At 64.9% G+C, this 16,848-nt stretch carries 25 protein-coding genes; 15 read left to right on the forward strand and 10 right to left on the reverse strand.

Features of this window, described 5'->3' with window-relative positions; translation table 11 throughout:
• The first annotated feature begins 208 nt into the window (after nucleotides 1–208).
• Nucleotides 209–346 carry a hypothetical protein gene (locus tag E4S61_RS25375; RefSeq protein ID WP_167768470.1) on the forward strand — a complete coding sequence of 46 codons (138 nt, stop codon included), beginning with the start codon at nucleotides 209–211 and terminating at the stop codon, nucleotides 344–346.
• On the opposite strand, the gene thiL is transcribed toward E4S61_RS25375, so the two are convergent.
• Nucleotides 343–1,209 (reverse strand): thiamine-phosphate kinase, encoded by an 867-nt coding sequence (gene thiL / locus E4S61_RS10485; protein WP_135303883.1) that lies wholly within the window; start codon nucleotides 1,207–1,209, stop codon nucleotides 343–345. The genes E4S61_RS25375 and thiL overlap by 4 nt on opposite strands.
• 135 nt (nucleotides 1,210–1,344) lie before the next feature.
• Between thiL and E4S61_RS10490 the strand changes: the two genes are divergently transcribed.
• The 6 genes from E4S61_RS10490 to hisS all read left to right on the forward strand — a co-directional run bounded on the left by E4S61_RS10490 (nucleotide 1,345) and on the right by hisS (nucleotide 5,852).
• On the forward strand, nucleotides 1,345–2,382 hold the full coding sequence (locus tag E4S61_RS10490; RefSeq protein ID WP_135303884.1) for a lysylphosphatidylglycerol synthase transmembrane domain-containing protein: 1,038 nt from the start codon (nucleotides 1,345–1,347) through the stop codon (nucleotides 2,380–2,382).
• A gap of 62 nt (nucleotides 2,383–2,444) precedes the next feature.
• Nucleotides 2,445–2,906, forward strand: a complete 462-nt coding sequence (locus tag E4S61_RS10495) for a 30S ribosomal protein S19e (RefSeq protein WP_135303885.1) — start codon at nucleotides 2,445–2,447, stop codon at nucleotides 2,904–2,906.
• Between the two features lie 76 nt (nucleotides 2,907–2,982).
• Nucleotides 2,983–3,330 carry a DNA-binding protein gene (locus E4S61_RS10500; RefSeq protein WP_135303886.1) on the forward strand — a complete coding sequence of 116 codons (348 nt, stop codon included), beginning with the start codon at nucleotides 2,983–2,985 and terminating at the stop codon, nucleotides 3,328–3,330.
• Nucleotides 3,331–3,933 (forward strand): DUF7411 family protein, encoded by a 603-nt coding sequence (locus tag E4S61_RS10505; protein ID WP_135303887.1) that lies wholly within the window; start codon nucleotides 3,331–3,333, stop codon nucleotides 3,931–3,933.
• 92 nt (nucleotides 3,934–4,025) lie between these two features.
• The gene (locus E4S61_RS10510) at nucleotides 4,026–4,487 is read left to right on the forward strand and encodes a universal stress protein (protein WP_135303888.1); all 462 of its coding nucleotides are present in this window, start codon (nucleotides 4,026–4,028) and stop codon (nucleotides 4,485–4,487) included.
• A gap of 66 nt (nucleotides 4,488–4,553) precedes the next feature.
• Nucleotides 4,554–5,852, forward strand: coding sequence for a histidine--tRNA ligase (gene hisS / locus E4S61_RS10515; RefSeq protein ID WP_135303889.1), 1,299 nt, complete (start codon nucleotides 4,554–4,556; stop codon nucleotides 5,850–5,852).
• On the opposite strand, the gene E4S61_RS10520 is transcribed toward hisS, so the two are convergent.
• A complete protein-coding gene (locus E4S61_RS10520; RefSeq protein WP_135303890.1) occupies nucleotides 5,849–6,355 on the reverse strand; it encodes a GNAT family N-acetyltransferase in 507 nt (168 codons plus the stop codon). The genes hisS and E4S61_RS10520 overlap by 4 nt on opposite strands.
• 98 nt (nucleotides 6,356–6,453) lie before the next feature.
• Between E4S61_RS10520 and truA the strand changes: the two genes are divergently transcribed.
• The 4 genes from truA (at nucleotide 6,454) to E4S61_RS10540 (ending at nucleotide 10,971) form a co-directional block, all read left to right on the forward strand.
• The gene (gene truA, locus E4S61_RS10525) at nucleotides 6,454–7,257 is read left to right on the forward strand and encodes a tRNA pseudouridine(38-40) synthase TruA (protein ID WP_135303891.1); all 804 of its coding nucleotides are present in this window, start codon (nucleotides 6,454–6,456) and stop codon (nucleotides 7,255–7,257) included.
• A 61-nt stretch (nucleotides 7,258–7,318) separates the two neighbouring features.
• Nucleotides 7,319–9,109 carry an oligoendopeptidase F gene (pepF, locus tag E4S61_RS10530; protein WP_135303892.1) on the forward strand — a complete coding sequence of 597 codons (1,791 nt, stop codon included), beginning with the start codon at nucleotides 7,319–7,321 and terminating at the stop codon, nucleotides 9,107–9,109.
• 151 nt (nucleotides 9,110–9,260) lie between these two features.
• A complete protein-coding gene (gene pan2 / locus E4S61_RS10535) occupies nucleotides 9,261–10,481 on the forward strand; it encodes a proteasome-activating nucleotidase Pan2 (RefSeq protein WP_135303893.1) in 1,221 nt (406 codons plus the stop codon).
• Nucleotides 10,482–10,608: 127 nt separating this feature from the next.
• Nucleotides 10,609–10,971 (forward strand): DUF5658 family protein, encoded by a 363-nt coding sequence (locus tag E4S61_RS10540; RefSeq protein WP_135303894.1) that lies wholly within the window; start codon nucleotides 10,609–10,611, stop codon nucleotides 10,969–10,971.
• Nucleotides 10,972–11,001: 30 nt separating this feature from the next.
• On the opposite strand, the gene E4S61_RS25380 is transcribed toward E4S61_RS10540, so the two are convergent.
• The gene (locus E4S61_RS25380) at nucleotides 11,002–11,139 is read right to left on the reverse strand and encodes a hypothetical protein (protein WP_167768471.1); all 138 of its coding nucleotides are present in this window, start codon (nucleotides 11,137–11,139) and stop codon (nucleotides 11,002–11,004) included.
• Nucleotides 11,140–11,261: 122 nt separating this feature from the next.
• Here E4S61_RS25380 and E4S61_RS25385 point away from each other — a divergent pair, with 122 nt between their 5' ends.
• Nucleotides 11,262–11,426 (forward strand): hypothetical protein, encoded by a 165-nt coding sequence (locus E4S61_RS25385; RefSeq protein ID WP_167768472.1) that lies wholly within the window; start codon nucleotides 11,262–11,264, stop codon nucleotides 11,424–11,426.
• A 55-nt stretch (nucleotides 11,427–11,481) separates the two neighbouring features.
• On the opposite strand, the gene E4S61_RS10545 is transcribed toward E4S61_RS25385, so the two are convergent.
• From E4S61_RS10545 to E4S61_RS10555, 3 genes are read right to left on the reverse strand one after another with little or no spacing between them, the layout of a single operon-like run.
• On the reverse strand, nucleotides 11,482–12,147 hold the full coding sequence (locus E4S61_RS10545; RefSeq protein WP_135303895.1) for a translation initiation factor IF-6: 666 nt from the start codon (nucleotides 12,145–12,147) through the stop codon (nucleotides 11,482–11,484).
• 2 nt (nucleotides 12,148–12,149) lie between these two features.
• A complete protein-coding gene (locus E4S61_RS10550) occupies nucleotides 12,150–12,428 on the reverse strand; it encodes a 50S ribosomal protein L31e (RefSeq protein ID WP_135303896.1) in 279 nt (92 codons plus the stop codon).
• Nucleotides 12,428–12,580, reverse strand: coding sequence for a 50S ribosomal protein L39e (locus E4S61_RS10555; protein WP_135303897.1), 153 nt, complete (start codon nucleotides 12,578–12,580; stop codon nucleotides 12,428–12,430). The genes E4S61_RS10550 and E4S61_RS10555 overlap by 1 nt, the downstream gene beginning before the upstream one ends.
• Nucleotides 12,581–12,728: 148 nt before the next feature.
• Here E4S61_RS10555 and E4S61_RS10560 point away from each other — a divergent pair, with 148 nt between their 5' ends.
• Complete coding sequence (locus E4S61_RS10560) at nucleotides 12,729–13,244, forward strand: hypothetical protein (RefSeq protein ID WP_135303898.1); 516 nt, start codon at nucleotides 12,729–12,731, stop codon at nucleotides 13,242–13,244.
• Here E4S61_RS10560 and E4S61_RS10565 read toward each other — a convergent pair.
• The 3 genes from E4S61_RS10565 to E4S61_RS10575 form a co-directional block, all read right to left on the reverse strand.
• Nucleotides 13,241–14,053: a ZIP family metal transporter gene (locus E4S61_RS10565; RefSeq protein WP_135303899.1), complete on the reverse strand. Its 813-nt coding sequence runs from the start codon at nucleotides 14,051–14,053 to the stop codon at nucleotides 13,241–13,243. The two genes, E4S61_RS10560 and E4S61_RS10565, sit on opposite strands and share 4 nt — an antisense overlap.
• Nucleotides 14,054–14,134: 81 nt before the next feature.
• Nucleotides 14,135–14,698, reverse strand: coding sequence for an RNA 2',3'-cyclic phosphodiesterase (gene thpR / locus E4S61_RS10570; RefSeq protein WP_135303900.1), 564 nt, complete (start codon nucleotides 14,696–14,698; stop codon nucleotides 14,135–14,137).
• A 72-nt stretch (nucleotides 14,699–14,770) separates the two neighbouring features.
• Entirely contained in the window at nucleotides 14,771–15,160 is a 390-nt protein-coding gene (locus E4S61_RS10575) for a hypothetical protein (protein WP_135303901.1), read from the reverse strand.
• A gap of 84 nt (nucleotides 15,161–15,244) precedes the next feature.
• Here E4S61_RS10575 and E4S61_RS10580 point away from each other — a divergent pair, with 84 nt between their 5' ends.
• Nucleotides 15,245–15,976, forward strand: a complete 732-nt coding sequence (locus tag E4S61_RS10580; protein WP_135303902.1) for a tetratricopeptide repeat protein — start codon at nucleotides 15,245–15,247, stop codon at nucleotides 15,974–15,976.
• Nucleotides 15,973–16,263, forward strand: coding sequence for a DUF424 domain-containing protein (locus E4S61_RS10585; protein WP_135303903.1), 291 nt, complete (start codon nucleotides 15,973–15,975; stop codon nucleotides 16,261–16,263). The genes E4S61_RS10580 and E4S61_RS10585 overlap by 4 nt, the downstream gene beginning before the upstream one ends.
• Nucleotides 16,264–16,287: 24 nt before the next feature.
• Here E4S61_RS10585 and E4S61_RS10590 read toward each other — a convergent pair whose 3' ends face one another.
• A complete protein-coding gene (locus tag E4S61_RS10590) occupies nucleotides 16,288–16,809 on the reverse strand; it encodes a carbohydrate-binding protein (protein ID WP_167768473.1) in 522 nt (173 codons plus the stop codon).
• Nucleotides 16,810–16,848: the final 39 nt, after the last annotated feature.

The raw sequence follows: 16,848 nt of genomic DNA on the forward strand, positions 1-16,848 counted from the left end.
ACTCTTTTATCGCGTGAGTGAGACTGTTTCACAATCCATCCGCGGTGGACCACGAAAGACTGTATTTTCGACGGTTTCACACGGTTCACTCGCTCGATTGGCGGTCCAGAACAACGGCTGCAACGTCCCAAACTGTTGTGAAACTGCTGAACGTCGGCGAACGGTCTTGTGTTTATACGGGGGTGTGCCTCGTACGTTCGATCATAGCATGACCACCGACCCCGGCGTGGCCGACGACGTGGACGGCGACCGAGACGGGAACGAACTCACGGACGACGAACGGGCAAGTGCCGCAGCGGCGGCCGCTGAACAGGTCGAGACAGCGCTCGCCGACGACCGCTTTTAGTGTGAGTACCCCCGGTCGGGGAGCGTCTCGCCGTCGAGCGTCACGCCGTCGTCGGTGACAGTACCGACCCGCTGAAGCGGACAGGGGACCGCTTCGCGTGCGGCAGCGAGGTCGCGTTCGGGGACCGTACACACCAGTTCGAAGTCCTCGCCGAAGAACACGCCCAGCTCTCGCCGGTCGCCGTCGTCGGTCGCGACTGCATCGACCCGTTCGTCTATCGGTAGCGGCGGTTCGAGCGCCGCCCCGCAGTCGCTGGCCGCACAGAGCTGGTGGACCGACCGGGCCAGACCGTCGCTGGAGTCCAGCATCGCCGTCGCGTACGAGCGGAGCGCGACGCCCGCCCGCACGCGCGGTTCGAACCGAAATAGGTCGTTAGCTGCTTCGTTGTCGCCCCGTTCGAACAACCGCAATGCGGCGGCGGAGCGACCGAGCGTGCCAGTCACGCAGACCACTTCTCCCGGTGACGCGCCGGAGCGCAGGACCGGGTCCTCCGTGTCGCCCAGCGCCGTCGTTGCCACGGTGAACTCCTCGTGGCCGTCTAGATCGCCGCCGACGTACTCCGCGCCGACCGCCTCGCAGACATCGACCGCCCCGTCGACGAACGCCAGCAGTTCGTCGCCGTCGAACTGGGGGGCGGCGTAGACGGCCACCGCCGCCGTCGCCTCGGCCCCCATCGACGCGACGTCCGACAGCGACGCGCCGACGGCCCGCCACCCGGCGGTGTAGCGGGTCGTCCCGTCTGGAAAGTCCGTCCGCTCGTGGAGCATGTCCGTCGTGATGACCTGCCCGTCGACGACGGCGCAGTCGTCACCCGCCGCCGGGAGGCGGTCGCCGATGAGTGCGAGGGCAGCCTGTTCGTCCATACGAGGCCCGTCGCCCTCCCGGCGCAAAACGACAGGGGATACGCCGCGCGGTGACGGTAGCTGCTCTCCATCCCTGACCAGCCGTGTCGCGCGCACGTCGGTACGTTCAAACCGGCGACGCCCGACGGCACCGATATGGACGGCAATCGCTGGGCGACAGTCGCCGGGTTCGTCGGTGCGCTTGGTGTCCTCGCGGTGCTGGTGTGGGTCGTCGGCGTCGACCGGACGCTGTCGGCACTATTGCAGGCCGACCCCGCCGTGTTGCTCGCCGTCGTCGGGATCGCCGTCGTCTGGATGACTGCGTGGGGCCTGGCGCTGTGGTCGGTGCTAGCCGCGCTCGGCAACCCCATCGCACCCGCCACCGCGATTCTGGTCTACACGGCGGCCGTCTTCTCGAACAACGTCACGCCGTTCGGACAGGCGGGCGGCGAGCCGCTCTCCGCGCTACTCATCTCCTCGGCGGCCGACAGCGAGTACGAGACGGGGCTGGCCGCCATCGCCACCGTCGATACCGTCCACTTCGTCCCCTCTATCGGCTACGCCATCATCGGCTTCACCTTCGTCGCGGCCGGCGCGGTTCGGCTCGGCCGCAACCTCGTCTTCGCCGCCGTCGCCGTCGCCGTACTGGCGGTCGGCTTACCCCTCGGCGCGTACTTCGGGTGGCGCTATCGCTACGAACTCGAAGCTACCGTCGTCCGCGTGTTTACGCCGGTCGTTCGGGCGCTCGGCCGGGTCGTTCCGCGGCGGTCGCCGCCGACGGCCGCGGTCATCGAGACGCGCATCGAGAGTTTCTTCGCGGCCATCGAGCGCATCGCTACCGACAGACGGACCGTCGTTCAGACGCTTGGCCTCTCTGCCGTCGGATGGGGGTGTCTGGCCGCGTCGCTGTGGACGTCGCTGTACGCGATCGGCTACGCCGTCCCGGTGGCGACAGTGCTACTGGTCGTGCCCCTGGGCAGCATCGCCAGTATCGCCCCGCTTCCCGGCGGGTCGGGCGCTATCGAGACAGTGTTAGTGACGCTTCTGGTCTCCACCGCCGGTGTCCCGGCGGCGGCGGCGGCGTCAGCGGTCCTCATCCACCGAGGCGCGACGTATCTGCTCCCGACGCTTGTCGGGGCCGGTGTCGCGAGCGCTCTCGGCGCGAATCACGCGGCCGCCAGCCCCGGGGAGTGAACGGTTCACGCCCGGGGACGCGAACGATGCGCTTAAATGACGCCGACGGAAAGCAAGGGCCAATGACGACACTCTACGACGCGCCCGCCGAGGACCTCATCGAGGCCCTCACCGAGACGTTCGAGGACGAAGACGACATCGAGGCCCCCGAGTGGGTCACCTTCACCAAGACTGGCGTCGACCGCGAACTCCCGCCCGAACAGGACGACTTCTGGGAGCGCCGCGCCGCCAGCCTGCTCCGGAAGGTCGCCGTCGACGGGCCGGTCGGCGTCAACGCGCTTCGCAGCGAGTACGGCAGTTCCAAGCAGGGTTCGACGCGCTACCGCGTCCGCCCCAAGCGCAAGGCAAAGGGCTCGGGTAACATCATCCGCACCGCGCTCCAGCAGCTCGAAGATGCCGGCTACGTCGAGACCAGTGAGAACGACGGCCGCCGCGTCACGGGTGACGGCCGCGCGCTCTTAGACGACACCGCGGGCGAGGTTCTCTCTGAGATCGATCGTCCGGAACTCGAACGCTACGCATAGCCTGTCTCTCCCTTTTCGGCCCGTAGTCGAGTCTCCGAAATCGTTTTCCCGCCGACACCGATAGTTTCACCTAGCTATGAGCGGCGACCCCAGCGAGGAAGACATCGAAGAACTCCGCAAGCAGAAGATGGAACAGCTCAAAGAACAGCAAGAGGGTGGCGACGCCGAGGCCCAGCAGGCCGCACAGGAGCAGGCGGAAGCCCAGAAGAAAGCCGTCCTGCGCCAACACCTCACCGACGGCGCTCGCAAACGGCTCAACACCGTCAAGATGTCCAAGCCTGACATCGGCGACCAGATCGAACAGCAGGTCGTCGCGCTGGCCCGCAGCGGTCGCGTGCAGGGCCAGATCGACGAAGAGCAGATGAAGGAACTGCTCTCGGAACTCACTCCCGACTCGAAGAGCTTCGACATCAAGCGCCGGTAGATGCACTGCGGACTGCTGTACAGCGCTGGCAAGGACTCGACGCTTTCGGCGCTCCTCTTAGACCCCTTCTACGACGTGACCCTCGTCACCGGAACGTTCGGCATCGCCAATCTCGCTCCTGCCCGCGAAGCCGCCGAAGCCGTCGGCTTCGCCCACGAAACCGTCGAACTCGACCCGAGCGTCGCTCACGCTGCCGTTTCCCAGATGAGCGACGACGGCTACCCGCGAAACGGTATCCAGCAGGTCCACGAACACGCCGTGGAGACGCTGGCGGCGGGCGAGTGGACCGATTCGCTGGATGCCGTCGCCGACGGGACGCGCCGCGACGACCGCGTACCGACGATTGACCGCCCGTTGGCTCAGAGCGTCGAGGACCGCTTCGACGTGGACTACCTCGCGCCGCTCGCGGGCGTCGGTCGCGGCGCTATCGACGCGATGGCCGCCGAGAAGCTAGAGGTGGAGGCCGGGCCGAGCGAAGCAATCCCGAAGGCTGACTACGAAGTGGAACTGCGAACACTGCTGGCCGAGGAGTACGGCGAGTCGGCCGTCGGCGAGGTGTTTCCCGAACACACCCAGTCGCGGGTGCGTGGGTTGTCTCGATAGCGCGGGACCGGCCGTGGTATTCTCACCGGGAGAGAACCACCGACTACTGCTAAGTGAGTTAGCGACCGACGTTCACCCGTGGGGGAATTGAGATGACGATATTCGTGCCGTACGATGGGACGACAGTGTCGAGCGCGGCGCTCGAACGCGCCCAGTCGCTCGCGTATTCACTGGACGAGCCGGTAGTAGTCTCGACCGTCGTTCCACGCGACCGGGAGAACGCCCTCGACCACGAGTGGATAACGGCGGACGAGACGTTCGACGCAAAGGCGATCGTCTCGCGCTTCGAGGCGCGCGTCGCGTCACTCGCACCGACCGCGGAGTTTCGCCCGATAGTCCTCGCCGGGCGGGCCCAGTCGGGGAGTATCGCGCGGCGACTACGGGACGTCGCCCGCGAGAACGGCGCTACTCTCGTCGTGGTCGGCAGCGATAACATCGGTCGCTTCGTCAGACCCGTAAACACCGTTGGCGGCCGGGTCGCCGCGCGACTCGACACTGATCTCTACGTCGTCCAAGAGACTAAAGCGGAGTACGCTCCTATCGCAGACGAGTGAGTCGCCTGCGTGGGTGACCCGCCACGAACGAACAGGTTCAAGCGCGCCCTCGCTGTATGCGCGGACATGTACGACCGCGTCAAGGGCTTTCGTGACTTTTACCCCGAGGAGATGCAGGCGCGTCGGTGGGCGATGGACACCGTCGAGGACGTTGCCCGCCGGTACGGCTTCCGAGAGATCGGCACCCCCGCGCTCGAATCGACCGAGATGTACGTCGACAAGAGCGGCGAGGAGATCGTCGAGGAACTGTACAGCTTCGAGGACAAGGGCGGCCGCGAGGTGGCGCTGACCCCGGAGTTGACCCCGTCGGTCGCGCGGATGGTCGTCGCCAAGCAGCAGGCGCTCTCGAAGCCGATCAAGTGGGTCTCGACGCGCCCGTTCTGGCGCTACGAGCAGGTCCAGCAGGGCCGATTCCGTGAGTTCTACCAGACCAACGTCGACATCTTCGGATCCTCGGAGCCAGCGGCCGACGCCGAGATTCTGGCCGTCGCTGTCGACATGCTCACGGACCTCGGCCTGACGAGCGAGGACTTCGAGATTCGTGTCTCCCATCGGGATATCCTCTCTGGACTCCTCGAATCGTTCGACGCGGACGTGGACACCCGCGAGGCCATCCGCACTGTCGACAAGCGCGCGAAAATCGACCGAGCGGAGTATCTCGATGCGCTGTACGAGACGGGACTGAGCTACGACCAAGCCGAGGAGTTCGACGACCTGCTACAGGCCGGTGAGGACGAACTCGACACGCTCGCGGAGCGTTCCGAAGCCGTCGCCGACGCCACCGAGAACCTGCAGGACGTGCTCGACGCCACGGCGGATTTCGGTGTCCGTGAGCACGTTACGCTCTCGCTTTCGACCGCGCGCGGTCTCGACTACTACACCGGCGTCGTCTTCGAGTGTTTCGATTCTACCGGTGAGGTGTCCCGTGCGGTGTTCGGCGGCGGCCGGTACGACGACCTCATCGAGGGCTTCGGCGGCCAGCCGACCCCGGCCGTCGGATTCGCGCCCGGCCACGCCACGCTCCAACTGCTCTGTGAACGGGCCGGTGTCTGGCCCGCCGAGGAACTGACGACGGACTACTACGTCCTGCAGGTGGGCGACACCCGCCCGACGGCGGCTCGCATCGCCCGTGACCTGCGTGAACGCGGGAACGTCGTCGAGAGCGACGTGGCCGGTCGCTCCTTCGGCGCGCAGATGGGCTACGCCGACGATGTGAACGCCGAGACGGTCGTCATCGTCGGCGAACAGGACCTAGAGAACGACGAAGTGACGTTGAAAGAGATGGACGGGGGCGAACAGGTCAGCGTCCCCGTCGACTCGTTCCCCGGCGAGGACGACCGACCGACCTTCGAGGATTTCGTCTAGAGGGGCCGTTCCATCTCGTGTTCAGCCCGGTCCCGCAAGCGCGTCTCGAACCCGACCCCGTCGTACAGTTTCATTGCGACGTGGTTCGTCCGCTCGACGGCCAACCAGACGTGGTCGAGACCGTTCTCCTGTCCGTGGCCCAGCAATACCTCGATGAGTCGCGTTCCGATGCCCGCCGACTGGTACTCGGGGTGGACGAAGATCGCCAGTTCCGAGGACTCTCCTTCGGGAATGAGGACAGCGTGACCGACCGCTGTCTCGTCGTGCCAGACGACCACGTTCAGGCCCTCGTCTAACAGCGTCTCGACCCACTCGCGTATCTGTGTCTCTCCCCGTGGCGGGACCCCCTGCGCGCGGGACTCGTTGTCGAACTGTGCGTACATCCCCACCAGCGGCGACGGGTCGCCGTCGTAAGCCGTTATCTCGAGCGTTCGGGAGCGTTGGTCGGTGAACGTGACGGGCGGACGGGGGAACTGGCGAACCTCGTCGGCGGACGTAGCCATTACGTAGTGCTAGGGATAGGACACTTCTAAACTCATCCCCTCGATTCTCAGTGATTGAGAGTCGGGGTACACAAGTGATTGCTCGACGAATCACGGTCATGCGCGCCTATCGAATCGCCTACGACGGCCGCCCCTACAACGGGTTCCAGCGCCAGCCCGACGTGGCGACAGTCGAGGACGCGCTGTTCGACGCGCTCTCGCGGCTCGGCGTCTACGAGCGAGGTGACGACCCGCCCGAGGGCTACGCGGCGGCCGGCCGCACCGACGCCGGCGTCTCTGCCGTCGCCCAGACAGTCGCCTTCGACGTGCCTGAATGGCTCACACCCGCGGCGTTCAACAGCGAACTCCCGGCGAGCGTTCGCGCGTGGGCCAGCGCCAACGTATCCGAGCGGTTCCACGCGACTCACGACGCGAGCGAACGCACCTACACGTACCATCTCTACGCGCCGGACGCCGCCGAGGTGATGGCGCGGGCGGCCCTCGACGCGCTCCGGGGCGAACACGACTTCCACAACCTCACGCCGGATGAGACGGGGACGGTTCGGACCCTCGACGGGTCGTTGACCCGCGACGGCGACTTCTTCGTCATCGAACTGCGGGCGGGCGGCTTCTGTCGCCAGCTCGTCCGGCGAGTCGTCGGGCTGATCACCGAGGTCGCCCGCGGCGAGTCGTCGTTCCCGAAAGTCGAGCGAGTCCTCGACGCGGACCCCGTCGAGGGTCCCGAGGGTGTCGCCCCCGCGCCGGCGTACCCGCTGGTGCTGACCGACGTAGCCTACCCCGGCGTCGAGTTCGATGCCGATTCCGACGCTCGCGCAAGCGCCCGAGAAATCTTCGGCGCGTTGCGGGCCGAGCGGCAGACGGCGGCGAGGGTTGCCGGGACCCTCCGAGACGGTCTCTCGTAGTCGGAACGTCGACCCGCCGTAGCCGGAAAGCCTTACCCGACACCCCCGCTTAGACCGGGGCATGAGTTCGGTACCCGCCCGCGGCGACATCGACGAGGCGTACAAGTGGGACTTAGAGTCCCTCTACGCGACGGACGACGACTGGGAAGCCGCATACGAGGAGGCTGAAGAACGCATAGCGGACCTCGCAACCTACGAGGGGCGAGTCACCGAGGATGCCGAGACGCTCCTGGCAGTGCTCGAAACGTACGAGGAGCTGATGCGCGTCGTCGCCAACGTCGCCGCGTACGCACGGATGCGGCGAGACGAGGACACGACTGACGACACGTATCAGGCGCTGACGGCCCGCAGTCAGTCGCTTTCTTCGGAGGCCAACAGCGCCGCCTCCTTCATCGAACCCGAACTGCAGGAACTAGACCGGGGTGACGTCGAGTCGATGATGGACGAAGAGCCCGACCTCGACGACTACAGGCACTACTTCGACGACGTACTCCGGATGAAACCACACACCCGCTCGGCCGAAGTCGAGAACCTGCTGGCCGAACTGGGCGAGGTGACCGGCGCGCCCGGCGAGGTGTACAACATGCTCGCCAACGCCGACATGGCGTTCCCGACCGTCGAGGACCCCGACGGCGAGACCCGAGCAGTCACGCTCAACAACTTCACGACGCTCCAGAAACACCCGGACAGGGACTTCCGCCAGCGCGTCTACGAGTCCTTTTACGACGAGTGGGAGGGCGTCAGGAACGCCGTCGGCACGGCCTACAAGAACGCGGTCAAGACCGACGTGAAGATGGCCGACGCGCGCAACTACGACAGCGCCCGCGAGGCGGCTCTCAACGGCCCGAACGTCCCTGTCGAGGTGTACGACACGCTGGTCGATACCGTCCACGACAACCTGGACCACCTCCACCGCCACGCGGAGTTGAAACGGGAGGCCATCGACGCTGACGAACTGCAGATGTGGGACCTCTACGTCCCCCTCGTTCAGGAGGAATCGCCCGAAATCGAGTACGAACAGGCCTGTGAACACGTTACCGAGGCTGTCGCGCCGCTGGGCGAGGAGTACCAGACTCGCCTCGCGGAGGGGCTGGAGTCCCGGTGGGTTGACGTCTACGAGACAGAGCACAAGCAGTCGGGCGCGTACTCCGGGGGCACCTACGACTCCCAGCCGTTCATCCTGATGAACTATCAGGACGACGTGGAGTCGATGTACACGCTGGCCCACGAACTCGGCCACTCGATGCATTCGGAGTTCACTAGCGAGGAACAACCGTACGTGTACTCGGGCTACGAGATCTTCGTCGCCGAAGTCGCGAGCACCGTCAACGAGACGCTGTTGACTCACCACCTGCTCGAAACGGTCGAGGACGAGCGCCTGCGTCGGCACGTCCTCAACGAGTACCTCGAACGGTTCCGCTCGACGCTGTACCGCCAGACGATGTTCGCGGAGTTCGAACACCGTACCCACGAGATGAGCGAGGCGGGCGAACCGCTCACGCCCGACCGACTGGACGACCTCTACGCCGACCTCAAGGGCGACTACTACGAACCGGCGACACTCGACGACCGCATCGCCCGCGAGTGGATGCGAATCCCGCACTTCTACCGCGCGTTCTACGTCTATCAGTACGCCACCGGCATCTCCGCGGCTGTCGCGCTCGTCGAGAACATCCTCGACGGGGGCGACGACGCCGCAGAGCGCTACGTCGACTTCCTGCGTAGCGGGTCCCGGGAGTACCCGCTGGAACTCCTCCAGAACGCGGGCGTGGACATGACCAGTCCCGCACCTGTCGATTCGGCGCTCTCGACGTACGGCGAGTACTTAGACGAGTTCGCCAACCTCCTGTGACTCACCAGTTACTCCACCGAACGTAGCGACTGTTCGTCGTATCCGCCATTTTGTCGCTTGGCGACGGGGACCTGACGCAGTCGCACCCTGCATATCGCGTACCTGACCCAAAGGCACTTTGTGTCTCAACCGTGTAGTACCGGCCACCCAAATGTCGCGTAGCCCCTCGCTTCCGGACAGGCCACGGCTCGACCTCGATCCAGATATGACGCCCGAGGAGCGTCTAGAGGCACTCCGGGACCACTTCGACGAGATCGTCCGCGTCAACGAACAGCTAACCGACCAACTCGACGACGCCCGCGGTCGGCAGACATCGCTCACCGACGAGGTAGACCAGCTCGAACGCGAAAACGAGATGCTAAAGACCTCGTCGCTGTACATCGCCACCGTCGAGGAGCTGACCGACGACGGCGTCGTCGTCAAACAGCACGGCAACAATCAGGAGGTCTTAACGGAGGTCTCCCCGTCGATGCGAGAGAGCTTAGAAGCCGGCGACCGCGTCGCCATCAACGATTCGTTCGGCGTCAAGGAGATTCTCGATCCCGAGACGGACGCGCGCGCACAGGCGATGCAAGTGGAGGCGTCGCCGGACGTTTCCTACGAGGACATCGGTGGCTTAGAGGAGCAGATCCGAGAGGTCCGCGAAGCCGTCGAGGAGCCGCTTATCAACGCCGAACAGTTCCACGAAGTCGGTATCGACCCACCGAGCGGTGTCTTGCTCCATGGCCCGCCCGGGACGGGCAAAACGATGCTGGCGAAAGCCGTCGCCAACGAGACCGACGCCACCTTCATCAAGATGGCTGGCTCCGAACTTGTTCGGAAGTTCATCGGCGAAGGCGCGCGGCTCGTCCGCGACCTCTTCGAACTGGCCAGCGAGCGCCAACCGGCCATCATCTTCATCGACGAGATCGACGCCATCGCCGCGAAGCGAACGGAGTCGAAGACCAGCGGCGACGCCGAGGTCCAGCGGACGATGATGCAACTGCTCTCGGAGATGGACGGCTTCGACGACCGCGGCGAGATTCGCATCATCGCTGCCACCAACCGCTTCGACATGCTCGACCGCGCTATCCTTCGGCCCGGTCGCTTCGACCGCCTCATCGAAGTCCCCAACCCCAACGTCGAGGGTCGCGAGCGCATCCTCGAAATCCACACCGAACAGATGAACCTCGACTCGGAAGTGGACCTGCGAGCGCTCGCTCGCGAAACCGACGGGCTCTCCGGCGCGGAACTAGCCTCCCTGGCGACGGAAGCCGGGATGTTCGCTATCCGCGACGACCGAACGACCGTCGAACAGGCGGACTTCCGCGCCGCCCGAGAGAAGCTCGACCAAGAGGAAGATTCGGGCAGTCAACCGGTCGCGTTCGCCTGAGCCGATTTCGATCCAAAACGGACCGCTTCTCGCGCGGTCCTGTTCGGTTATCCAACAGTATAACGGTCGTATCCCTCGGTTAGTCGGCGATTAGTAAGGATGGAGGGCCGTATAACGGCTGACAAGGGTGACACCGGACTACTCACTGACCGACGGCGAGCTAGCGCGCTGGATTCCAATCGGCGGAGAGTTGTCGGTGTCACACGCGGTGTTGTGGACGGTCATCCTCCTCACGTCGCTGTTCGACGTCGTGACGACGACAGTGGGACTCGAACTCGGTCTCCGGGAGGGAAACGCCGTCGCACGGGCGCTCATCGAGAGCTACGGCGTCGTCGGTCTCGCGATCCTGAAAATCGGGGCGCTCCTCGTCGTCGCCCTCGTCTGGGCCGCCCTCGACGAACGCCGCTCGACGGCGGCGCTCGTCGGGTTCGCGCTCGTCTCCTCGTTCGTCGTCGCCCTGAACACGATCGCGCTCGTCACCTTCCTCTGAGCGGGTGGCGTCAAGGCGGTGTCGTCCCGGTCACTCCTCGGTGCGATGGTCGGCTATCATATCGCCCTTACACTCCGGACAGGACGACCGGAGCACGTCCGTCTGATACCCGCACTTTCGACACACGAGCAGTTTCGGCCGCTCGGCGTCGTCGGATCGCTGAGTCATATCCGTCTGTTTCGACTCAGTGATGTTAACTATTGTCACGGCCTATGTGCCATCGGCCGACCAGTGACGGGTTGGTTCGACCGCTCGGAGAATTTACCCTCACTCGGTACCTAGGCGGGAGCATGAGCGGGACGACACACCAGTGTCTCTGCGGGGCGACGCTTCGGTTCCGACAGGATCTGACGCGCGAGCGAACGGGGGCGACGCCGACGTGGACCTGTGCGGACTGCGGGACGCGGGTCCCTGGCGTCGTCGCGGAGAAGCTCTCTCACCAGCATCCGTCCTGAAAGAACGCGAGCGGCAGCGCTGGCAGTCCCGAGAGCGACTGCGAAGAAAGACTGGTCAGTCGATGTAGCCGAGCGCCGCGTCGATGCGGCCCAGTTCCGGCCCGGAGGTGTCGGACCCGCAGACGTAGCCGTAGTCGTTGGCGACCAGTCCCGACCCGACGAGCGGACCGCCGTAGTTGACCGTGCCGATGTCGGCGGGGACGCTCAACAGGTCTTCCAAGGTGTCGAGTTCGCCATCGGTCGCCTTCGGGTGACAGAGCACGCCCTCGTTAGTGGCGACGGCGGCGGTACCGACGGTGTTGACTCCGGCGATGACGCCGCGTTCTACGGGGACGTCCAGTCCGTCGCTGACCGTCTCGACGGCCGTATCCGAGAGGTCCGGGTGGACGTACGCGCCCGCGTCGTTACAGCAGACGACGTTGCCAGCGGCGTTGATGCGACCCGGCAGTTTCGTCACCGGCACGTCGACGACCTCCTGAATCCGCTCGATTTCGGTGTCTCGAACCCGAGCGGAGACGAGGAGGCCGTTCCCGTTGCCGGTCGCCAGCGCGCCGACGGTTCCTGACTGGCCGATGGTCGTCGGAACCACGGGAGCCTCCAACTCCTCGCCTAAGTCCTCTCGCAGCGATTCGTCTACGTCGGGGCGAACCAGCACACAGTCGTCGGTCGCACGGGCGAAGACACCGACGTACGACGACCCGGAGAACGCGGCGCGGAGCAAGTTTACTCTGCGGTCTCGGCTTCGACGACTGCCTCGCCCTCTTCTTCGAAGCGGGCGGCGCGGACGCGAAGTTTACTCGGCGGGTTCGACCGTCCCTTGGCCCACGTGGCCTCGTTGATGGAGGTGTCGATGCGGACGGCGTCTTCTTCGACCGAGAAGTGCTTGGCGAGGTGTTCGCGGATGAGCGTCATCGCCTTGTCAGCGGCCTGGTGGCTCGGTTCCGCGCGGGCGTCTCGGAGCGGAATCGTGACGACACGCTCCTCGAAATCACTGGAACTCATTATTCGTCGGTGTCGTTACGCCGCCAGTGGCGGCGCTTCGGGTTACGCTGCACTTCGCGGTCGGTCTTGAGCATGACCCAAGCCGGCACGCGACTGTTCTGGTTGTCGAGTTTGGCCAGCCGCTTCTTCTTGGCCTTCGACTTCTTACTCATGGTGTCCCGTGTGTTCCGCCCCGTGACTTAAATTCCTTCCTTTTCTGGCCGCGCTCGTCGACGGCGGGGACCGTCCGCTGTCCGGCGTTATCACGGTTTGTAAGCGGGGACGTAGAACTAAGTAGGAATATCGGCAGAGCATCATTCGATGAAGCGCCGGGTGGTCCTTCGGACGGTAGGAACAGGGGTGACAGCCCTCGGCAGCGGCTGTCTTGGTGGCGGCGGAGAAGTCGTCATCAGTATTCAACAGGACGTCACTGTCGAGCCACAGAACGCGTGGATAGAGAAAGAGATTCCGGACCTCTCAGATTCCGGCGGCGAGATCGAGTACATCGTCCGGTCGGAGACGCCCTTTGACATCTACTTCTTCGCCGATGACACCGATTTCTCCCAGTACGACTCCTACATCAAAGGCCACGAACCAGACAGCACGCCGTCGGGACACCCTGCCTTCAGCCAGACAGCGCTACCGAAAGAAGGATCGGGCCTCTATGAAGCGTCGACAGCCGACGGCGGGAACCGCGAACCCGTCGAGATGGCGGGACCGTACTACTTCGCTGTCGATCACTCGAACTACCGGATGGAGACCCGCGTCGAGAAGTACGACGACCCCCTGACGGCGTTCGTCGACCTGAAGGTGATCCGTAGTCGTTCGCCGTTCTAGACGAACGCGAGCGGGACCATCGCCAGTACACCGACTGCACCGCCGGCGACCAGTTCTCGTTTGCCGCCGCCTGCGAGCCCCGTGCCGTATTCGAGCGCCTCGGGGACGAACTCGGTGGCGACGAGGTACACCATCGCACCGGCCGCAAAGCCGAAGCCGAACGGGAGGAATTCCTTTGCGAGCGTCACGAAGTAATAAGCGATGACTGCCCCCAGCGGTTGGGGCAGCGAGGAAAACACCGCCCACCAGACCATCCGCCACTCGCTGACGCCGAGGGACCGAAGTGGAATGGCGATGGCGGTCCCCTCGGGAACGTTGTGAATGGAGATCGCGACGGTCATGAACACCGCCAGCAGCGGCACGGTAATGCCAGCGATGACGACGGCGTTCGCCGGCGACGCGCCCTCCAGCCCGAGCTCGGCGAAGGAGACGCCGACGGCGACGCCCTCTGGGAAACTGTGGACGGTCAAGATGCCGAGGATGAGCAGGAGTTTCTTGAAGTCGGCCTGCTCGAACTGCTTCGGCCCGTGTTCGACGCCATCGAGCACTCTGTCGGCGACTTCCACGAGGGCGACGCCCGCGAGCAGCCCCGGAACCAGCAGTATCGGCGACCCGTAGGCGAGTCCCTCGCGCACGAGTCCAAACAGCGACGCGGCCACCATGATGCCCGACGCGAGCCCCCACAACACGACGTTCCACCGGTCGGAGAACTCCTCGACCAGAAAGAACGGTATCGCGCCCAGCCCGGTCGCCAACGCGGTGAGCAATCCCGCGACGAAGACGAAGGCCACGTTCTCGACGGCGACCATATCGACCCTAGGTGAGTCGACGCTATAACAATTGTCACTAGTTTGATTGTTTTTGGCCGGCCTAGAGCTAGCGAGATGCGACTATAGTGACACTGATTCTATAGTTCGATAAACGGGGCCGTCGTCGCGCAGGACGCTCTCGGTGAGGCGTATCTCCTCGACCTGTAACCGGCCGACCTCCGGGTCGTTCTCTTCGACGACGCGTTGGACCTGGGCTTTCCCGCCTGCGTGGTCCATCCGCGCGACGGTCGCGTGCGGGGTGAACTCGTGACCCTCGGGGTCGAATCCCATCTCGACGGTTCGCGCCTCGATAGCTTTGTGGAGCGCCGTCAGTTCCGCGTTCCCGTGGCCCTCGCGGACCCCAACCCAGACGACGCTGATGTAGTCGAGCGACGGAAAGACGCCGAGTCCACCGAAGCGCGCTTCGAAGGGGTCGACGCCGCTGTCGCCGACGGCGGCTTCAAGTTCGGTCACGAGGTTCGTGATTCGGTCCGGGTCGGTGTCGCCGAGAAACTTCAGCGTGACGTGAGTCTGTCCGGGGTCAGTGAGCCGGAGCCCTGATGCACCCTCGAAGCGCTCCTGAACGGCTCGAATTGCGTCGTCGAGGCCATCTAGATCGACGCTGACGAACAGTCGCTTGCTCATGGCGGGGCTACGGCGTCGAGCGCAAGAAAGCTCCGGCGGGTTGTCCAGACGGTTCGAGGCGTCACAGGCGGGTCACACGGTCGCAGTCGAACCCGATACTGTTCGGGTCAGTGCACGAGCGAGTCCGACGACGACCGCGGTTACCGCGGCACCGAAGACGCCGTCGAGTGGTAACAAGGGTAACACGAAGAACCGTACGAATATCAGCGCCATCATCAAGAGGGCGAGCAGAGCACGTTTCCGCGGCGTCTCGGCCGGTTCGGTTCGCCAGTAATCGGGAACGTCTATGTGGGAGGCGAACCGGCGGGCGAGTAGCGCCACGATAAGCGTGACCGCGACACCGGTCAGGGCCACGGGGACGACCAACGAGCCGCCGTCGGCGTATATCACCGCACCAGTCAGTATCGCTACGCTGCCGCCGAAGACGACAAGGAGGGCGTCCAGAGCCAGCGGGTCGCGCACGGTCGATAGTTCGGCAGGTTATGACTTGAATCGTCACGTCTCGCTGACGTAGCCCTTAACCCGCCCCGTCGCCAAACCGAGAGCATGACAGACCGTGAGCCAGACGACCACGAGTTCTCCGAGGGACAGGGGTTCGACGACCCCTACGACGGTTTCGACCTCGAACCACCGGAGTTCGAAGTCGACCCGGACAAGGTAGATCCCGTTGACTCCCGCGTCGTCACTGACATGCTCGATCGGCGGCAAGTGCCGGCCGACGACATCGACGCCGAGCAACTACTCGATGTCGGCCTGGAGTACATGCACATCAACCGCCACGAACAGGCCGCCGAGACGTTCCAGCGCGTCGCCCAGTACACGGACGACGACCGCCTCGAACAGGAGGCGTGGACGAACAAGGGGGCCGCCCACGCCGAACTCGAAGAGTGGGACGCCGCCATCGGCGCGTATCAGGAAGCGCTCGACGGAGACGAGGAGTCCGACCACGCCGCCACCGCCGAGACGAACCTCGCGTACGCGCTCTGGGAGTCCGGCCGCTCCGAACAGGCGCTCGAACACGCCGAACGGGCCGTCGAGATCGACCCGCGGTTCGAGCAGGCGTGGTACAACCGCGGGTTCTTCCTCTTAGAGCGCGGCCTCGCCGAAGACGCCGTCGAAGCGTTCGACAACGCCATTCGGCTGGGCTTTCGCAACGCCGACGTCCTCGAAGAGAAGGCGCGCGCGCTCGAAGAGATGGGCGAGCACGATCGAGCTGAGGAACTGGCCGAGGAAGTCGAGGAGATGCGCGAGGACGCCGAACAGCAACTGCTGGAATGATACTCAACGAGCGCGACACCGATGAGGGCCTGCTCGTCTCCGTCTGTGACCCGGACATCATGGGCGAGACGTTCGAGGACGGCCCCGTCTCCATCACCGTCAACGAGGGCTTCTACGGCGGAGAGACCGTCTCCGAAGACGAGGTCATCGACAGCCTCACTCGGTGTAGCGTCGCCAACATCGTCGGCGAGGACAGCGTCGAAGTGGCCGTCGAACACGGCTTTATCGACGAGGAGAACGTCCTCGACGTCGACGGGACCCGGCACGCACAACTGCTCTGGCTCTAGTCTCTCGCTTCGATTCTACCGGCGCTACGCTATCTGCAGGCAGTCGAGTTTCCAGCCGCCTTCGAGGACGACGACGCGAAGCGTGTGGACGCCGCGCGGCAAGTCGAGTTGCGTCGTCACGGTTCCCCACTGCTCCCAGCCGCCCGTCGCGTCGAACGCGATGCGCGCTCGGGGGTCGTCGTCCACGACGAAGCCCACTGCGCCGCCGCCGAATCCGTCCGCTGCGGCGACTCGAAGCGTGATCTCGTGCGAGCCCGCCTCGCGGGCGTCGACTTCATAGGTCAGCCACTCGTCAGTGACGAGGAGATTGCGTCCGTCCTCGGGTGAGAGTGAGACATCTTCGGACTCCCAGCGGCCGTTGTGACGATAGCTTCGGTACGCACCCACAGGAATGGTCCCGGGCAGTTCAGATCGTCGCGCGTCAGGTCGGTGGTGGACGCCGTCTCGGCGGTCACACCACTCCTCTCGCTGCGGTTGGTCGGCCTTAACGTGGGTAACCGGTCCATTCTCGTCTGTCTCCTGGTCCCCCAGCATACCCTGAATCATACGGGGTACCACCATTGTTTTGTGTCCGCTAACCGGACT

This window comes from Haloarcula amylovorans, from assembly GCF_004681185.1.
Lineage (GTDB): Archaea > Halobacteriota > Halobacteria > Halobacteriales > Haloarculaceae > Haloarcula > Haloarcula amylovorans.

Excerpts from the sequence above, each read along its gene's own strand:
- E4S61_RS25375 (WP_167768470.1), top strand. The coding sequence starts at position 209 with ATGACCACCGACCCCGGCGTGGCCGACGACGTGGACGGCGACCGAGAC.
- thiL (WP_135303883.1), bottom strand. The coding sequence starts at position 1,209 with ATGGACGAACAGGCTGCCCTCGCACTCATCGGCGACCGCCTCCCGGCG.
- E4S61_RS10490 (WP_135303884.1), top strand. The coding sequence starts at position 1,345 with ATGGACGGCAATCGCTGGGCGACAGTCGCCGGGTTCGTCGGTGCGCTT.
- E4S61_RS10495 (WP_135303885.1), top strand. The coding sequence starts at position 2,445 with ATGACGACACTCTACGACGCGCCCGCCGAGGACCTCATCGAGGCCCTC.
- E4S61_RS10500 (WP_135303886.1), top strand. The coding sequence starts at position 2,983 with ATGAGCGGCGACCCCAGCGAGGAAGACATCGAAGAACTCCGCAAGCAG.
- E4S61_RS10505 (WP_135303887.1), top strand. The coding sequence starts at position 3,331 with ATGCACTGCGGACTGCTGTACAGCGCTGGCAAGGACTCGACGCTTTCG.
- E4S61_RS10510 (WP_135303888.1), top strand. The coding sequence starts at position 4,026 with ATGACGATATTCGTGCCGTACGATGGGACGACAGTGTCGAGCGCGGCG.
- hisS (WP_135303889.1), top strand. The coding sequence starts at position 4,554 with ATGTACGACCGCGTCAAGGGCTTTCGTGACTTTTACCCCGAGGAGATG.
- E4S61_RS10520 (WP_135303890.1), bottom strand. The coding sequence starts at position 6,355 with ATGGCTACGTCCGCCGACGAGGTTCGCCAGTTCCCCCGTCCGCCCGTC.
- truA (WP_135303891.1), top strand. The coding sequence starts at position 6,454 with ATGCGCGCCTATCGAATCGCCTACGACGGCCGCCCCTACAACGGGTTC.
- pepF (WP_135303892.1), top strand. The coding sequence starts at position 7,319 with ATGAGTTCGGTACCCGCCCGCGGCGACATCGACGAGGCGTACAAGTGG.
- pan2 (WP_135303893.1), top strand. The coding sequence starts at position 9,261 with ATGTCGCGTAGCCCCTCGCTTCCGGACAGGCCACGGCTCGACCTCGAT.
- E4S61_RS25380 (WP_167768471.1), bottom strand. The coding sequence starts at position 11,139 with ATGACTCAGCGATCCGACGACGCCGAGCGGCCGAAACTGCTCGTGTGT.
- E4S61_RS25385 (WP_167768472.1), top strand. The coding sequence starts at position 11,262 with ATGAGCGGGACGACACACCAGTGTCTCTGCGGGGCGACGCTTCGGTTC.
- E4S61_RS10550 (WP_135303896.1), bottom strand. The coding sequence starts at position 12,428 with ATGAGTTCCAGTGATTTCGAGGAGCGTGTCGTCACGATTCCGCTCCGA.
- E4S61_RS10555 (WP_135303897.1), bottom strand. The coding sequence starts at position 12,580 with ATGAGTAAGAAGTCGAAGGCCAAGAAGAAGCGGCTGGCCAAACTCGAC.
- E4S61_RS10560 (WP_135303898.1), top strand. The coding sequence starts at position 12,729 with ATGAAGCGCCGGGTGGTCCTTCGGACGGTAGGAACAGGGGTGACAGCC.
- E4S61_RS10565 (WP_135303899.1), bottom strand. The coding sequence starts at position 14,053 with ATGGTCGCCGTCGAGAACGTGGCCTTCGTCTTCGTCGCGGGATTGCTC.
- thpR (WP_135303900.1), bottom strand. The coding sequence starts at position 14,698 with ATGAGCAAGCGACTGTTCGTCAGCGTCGATCTAGATGGCCTCGACGAC.
- E4S61_RS10580 (WP_135303902.1), top strand. The coding sequence starts at position 15,245 with ATGACAGACCGTGAGCCAGACGACCACGAGTTCTCCGAGGGACAGGGG.
- E4S61_RS10585 (WP_135303903.1), top strand. The coding sequence starts at position 15,973 with ATGATACTCAACGAGCGCGACACCGATGAGGGCCTGCTCGTCTCCGTC.
- E4S61_RS10590 (WP_167768473.1), bottom strand. The coding sequence starts at position 16,809 with ATGATTCAGGGTATGCTGGGGGACCAGGAGACAGACGAGAATGGACCG.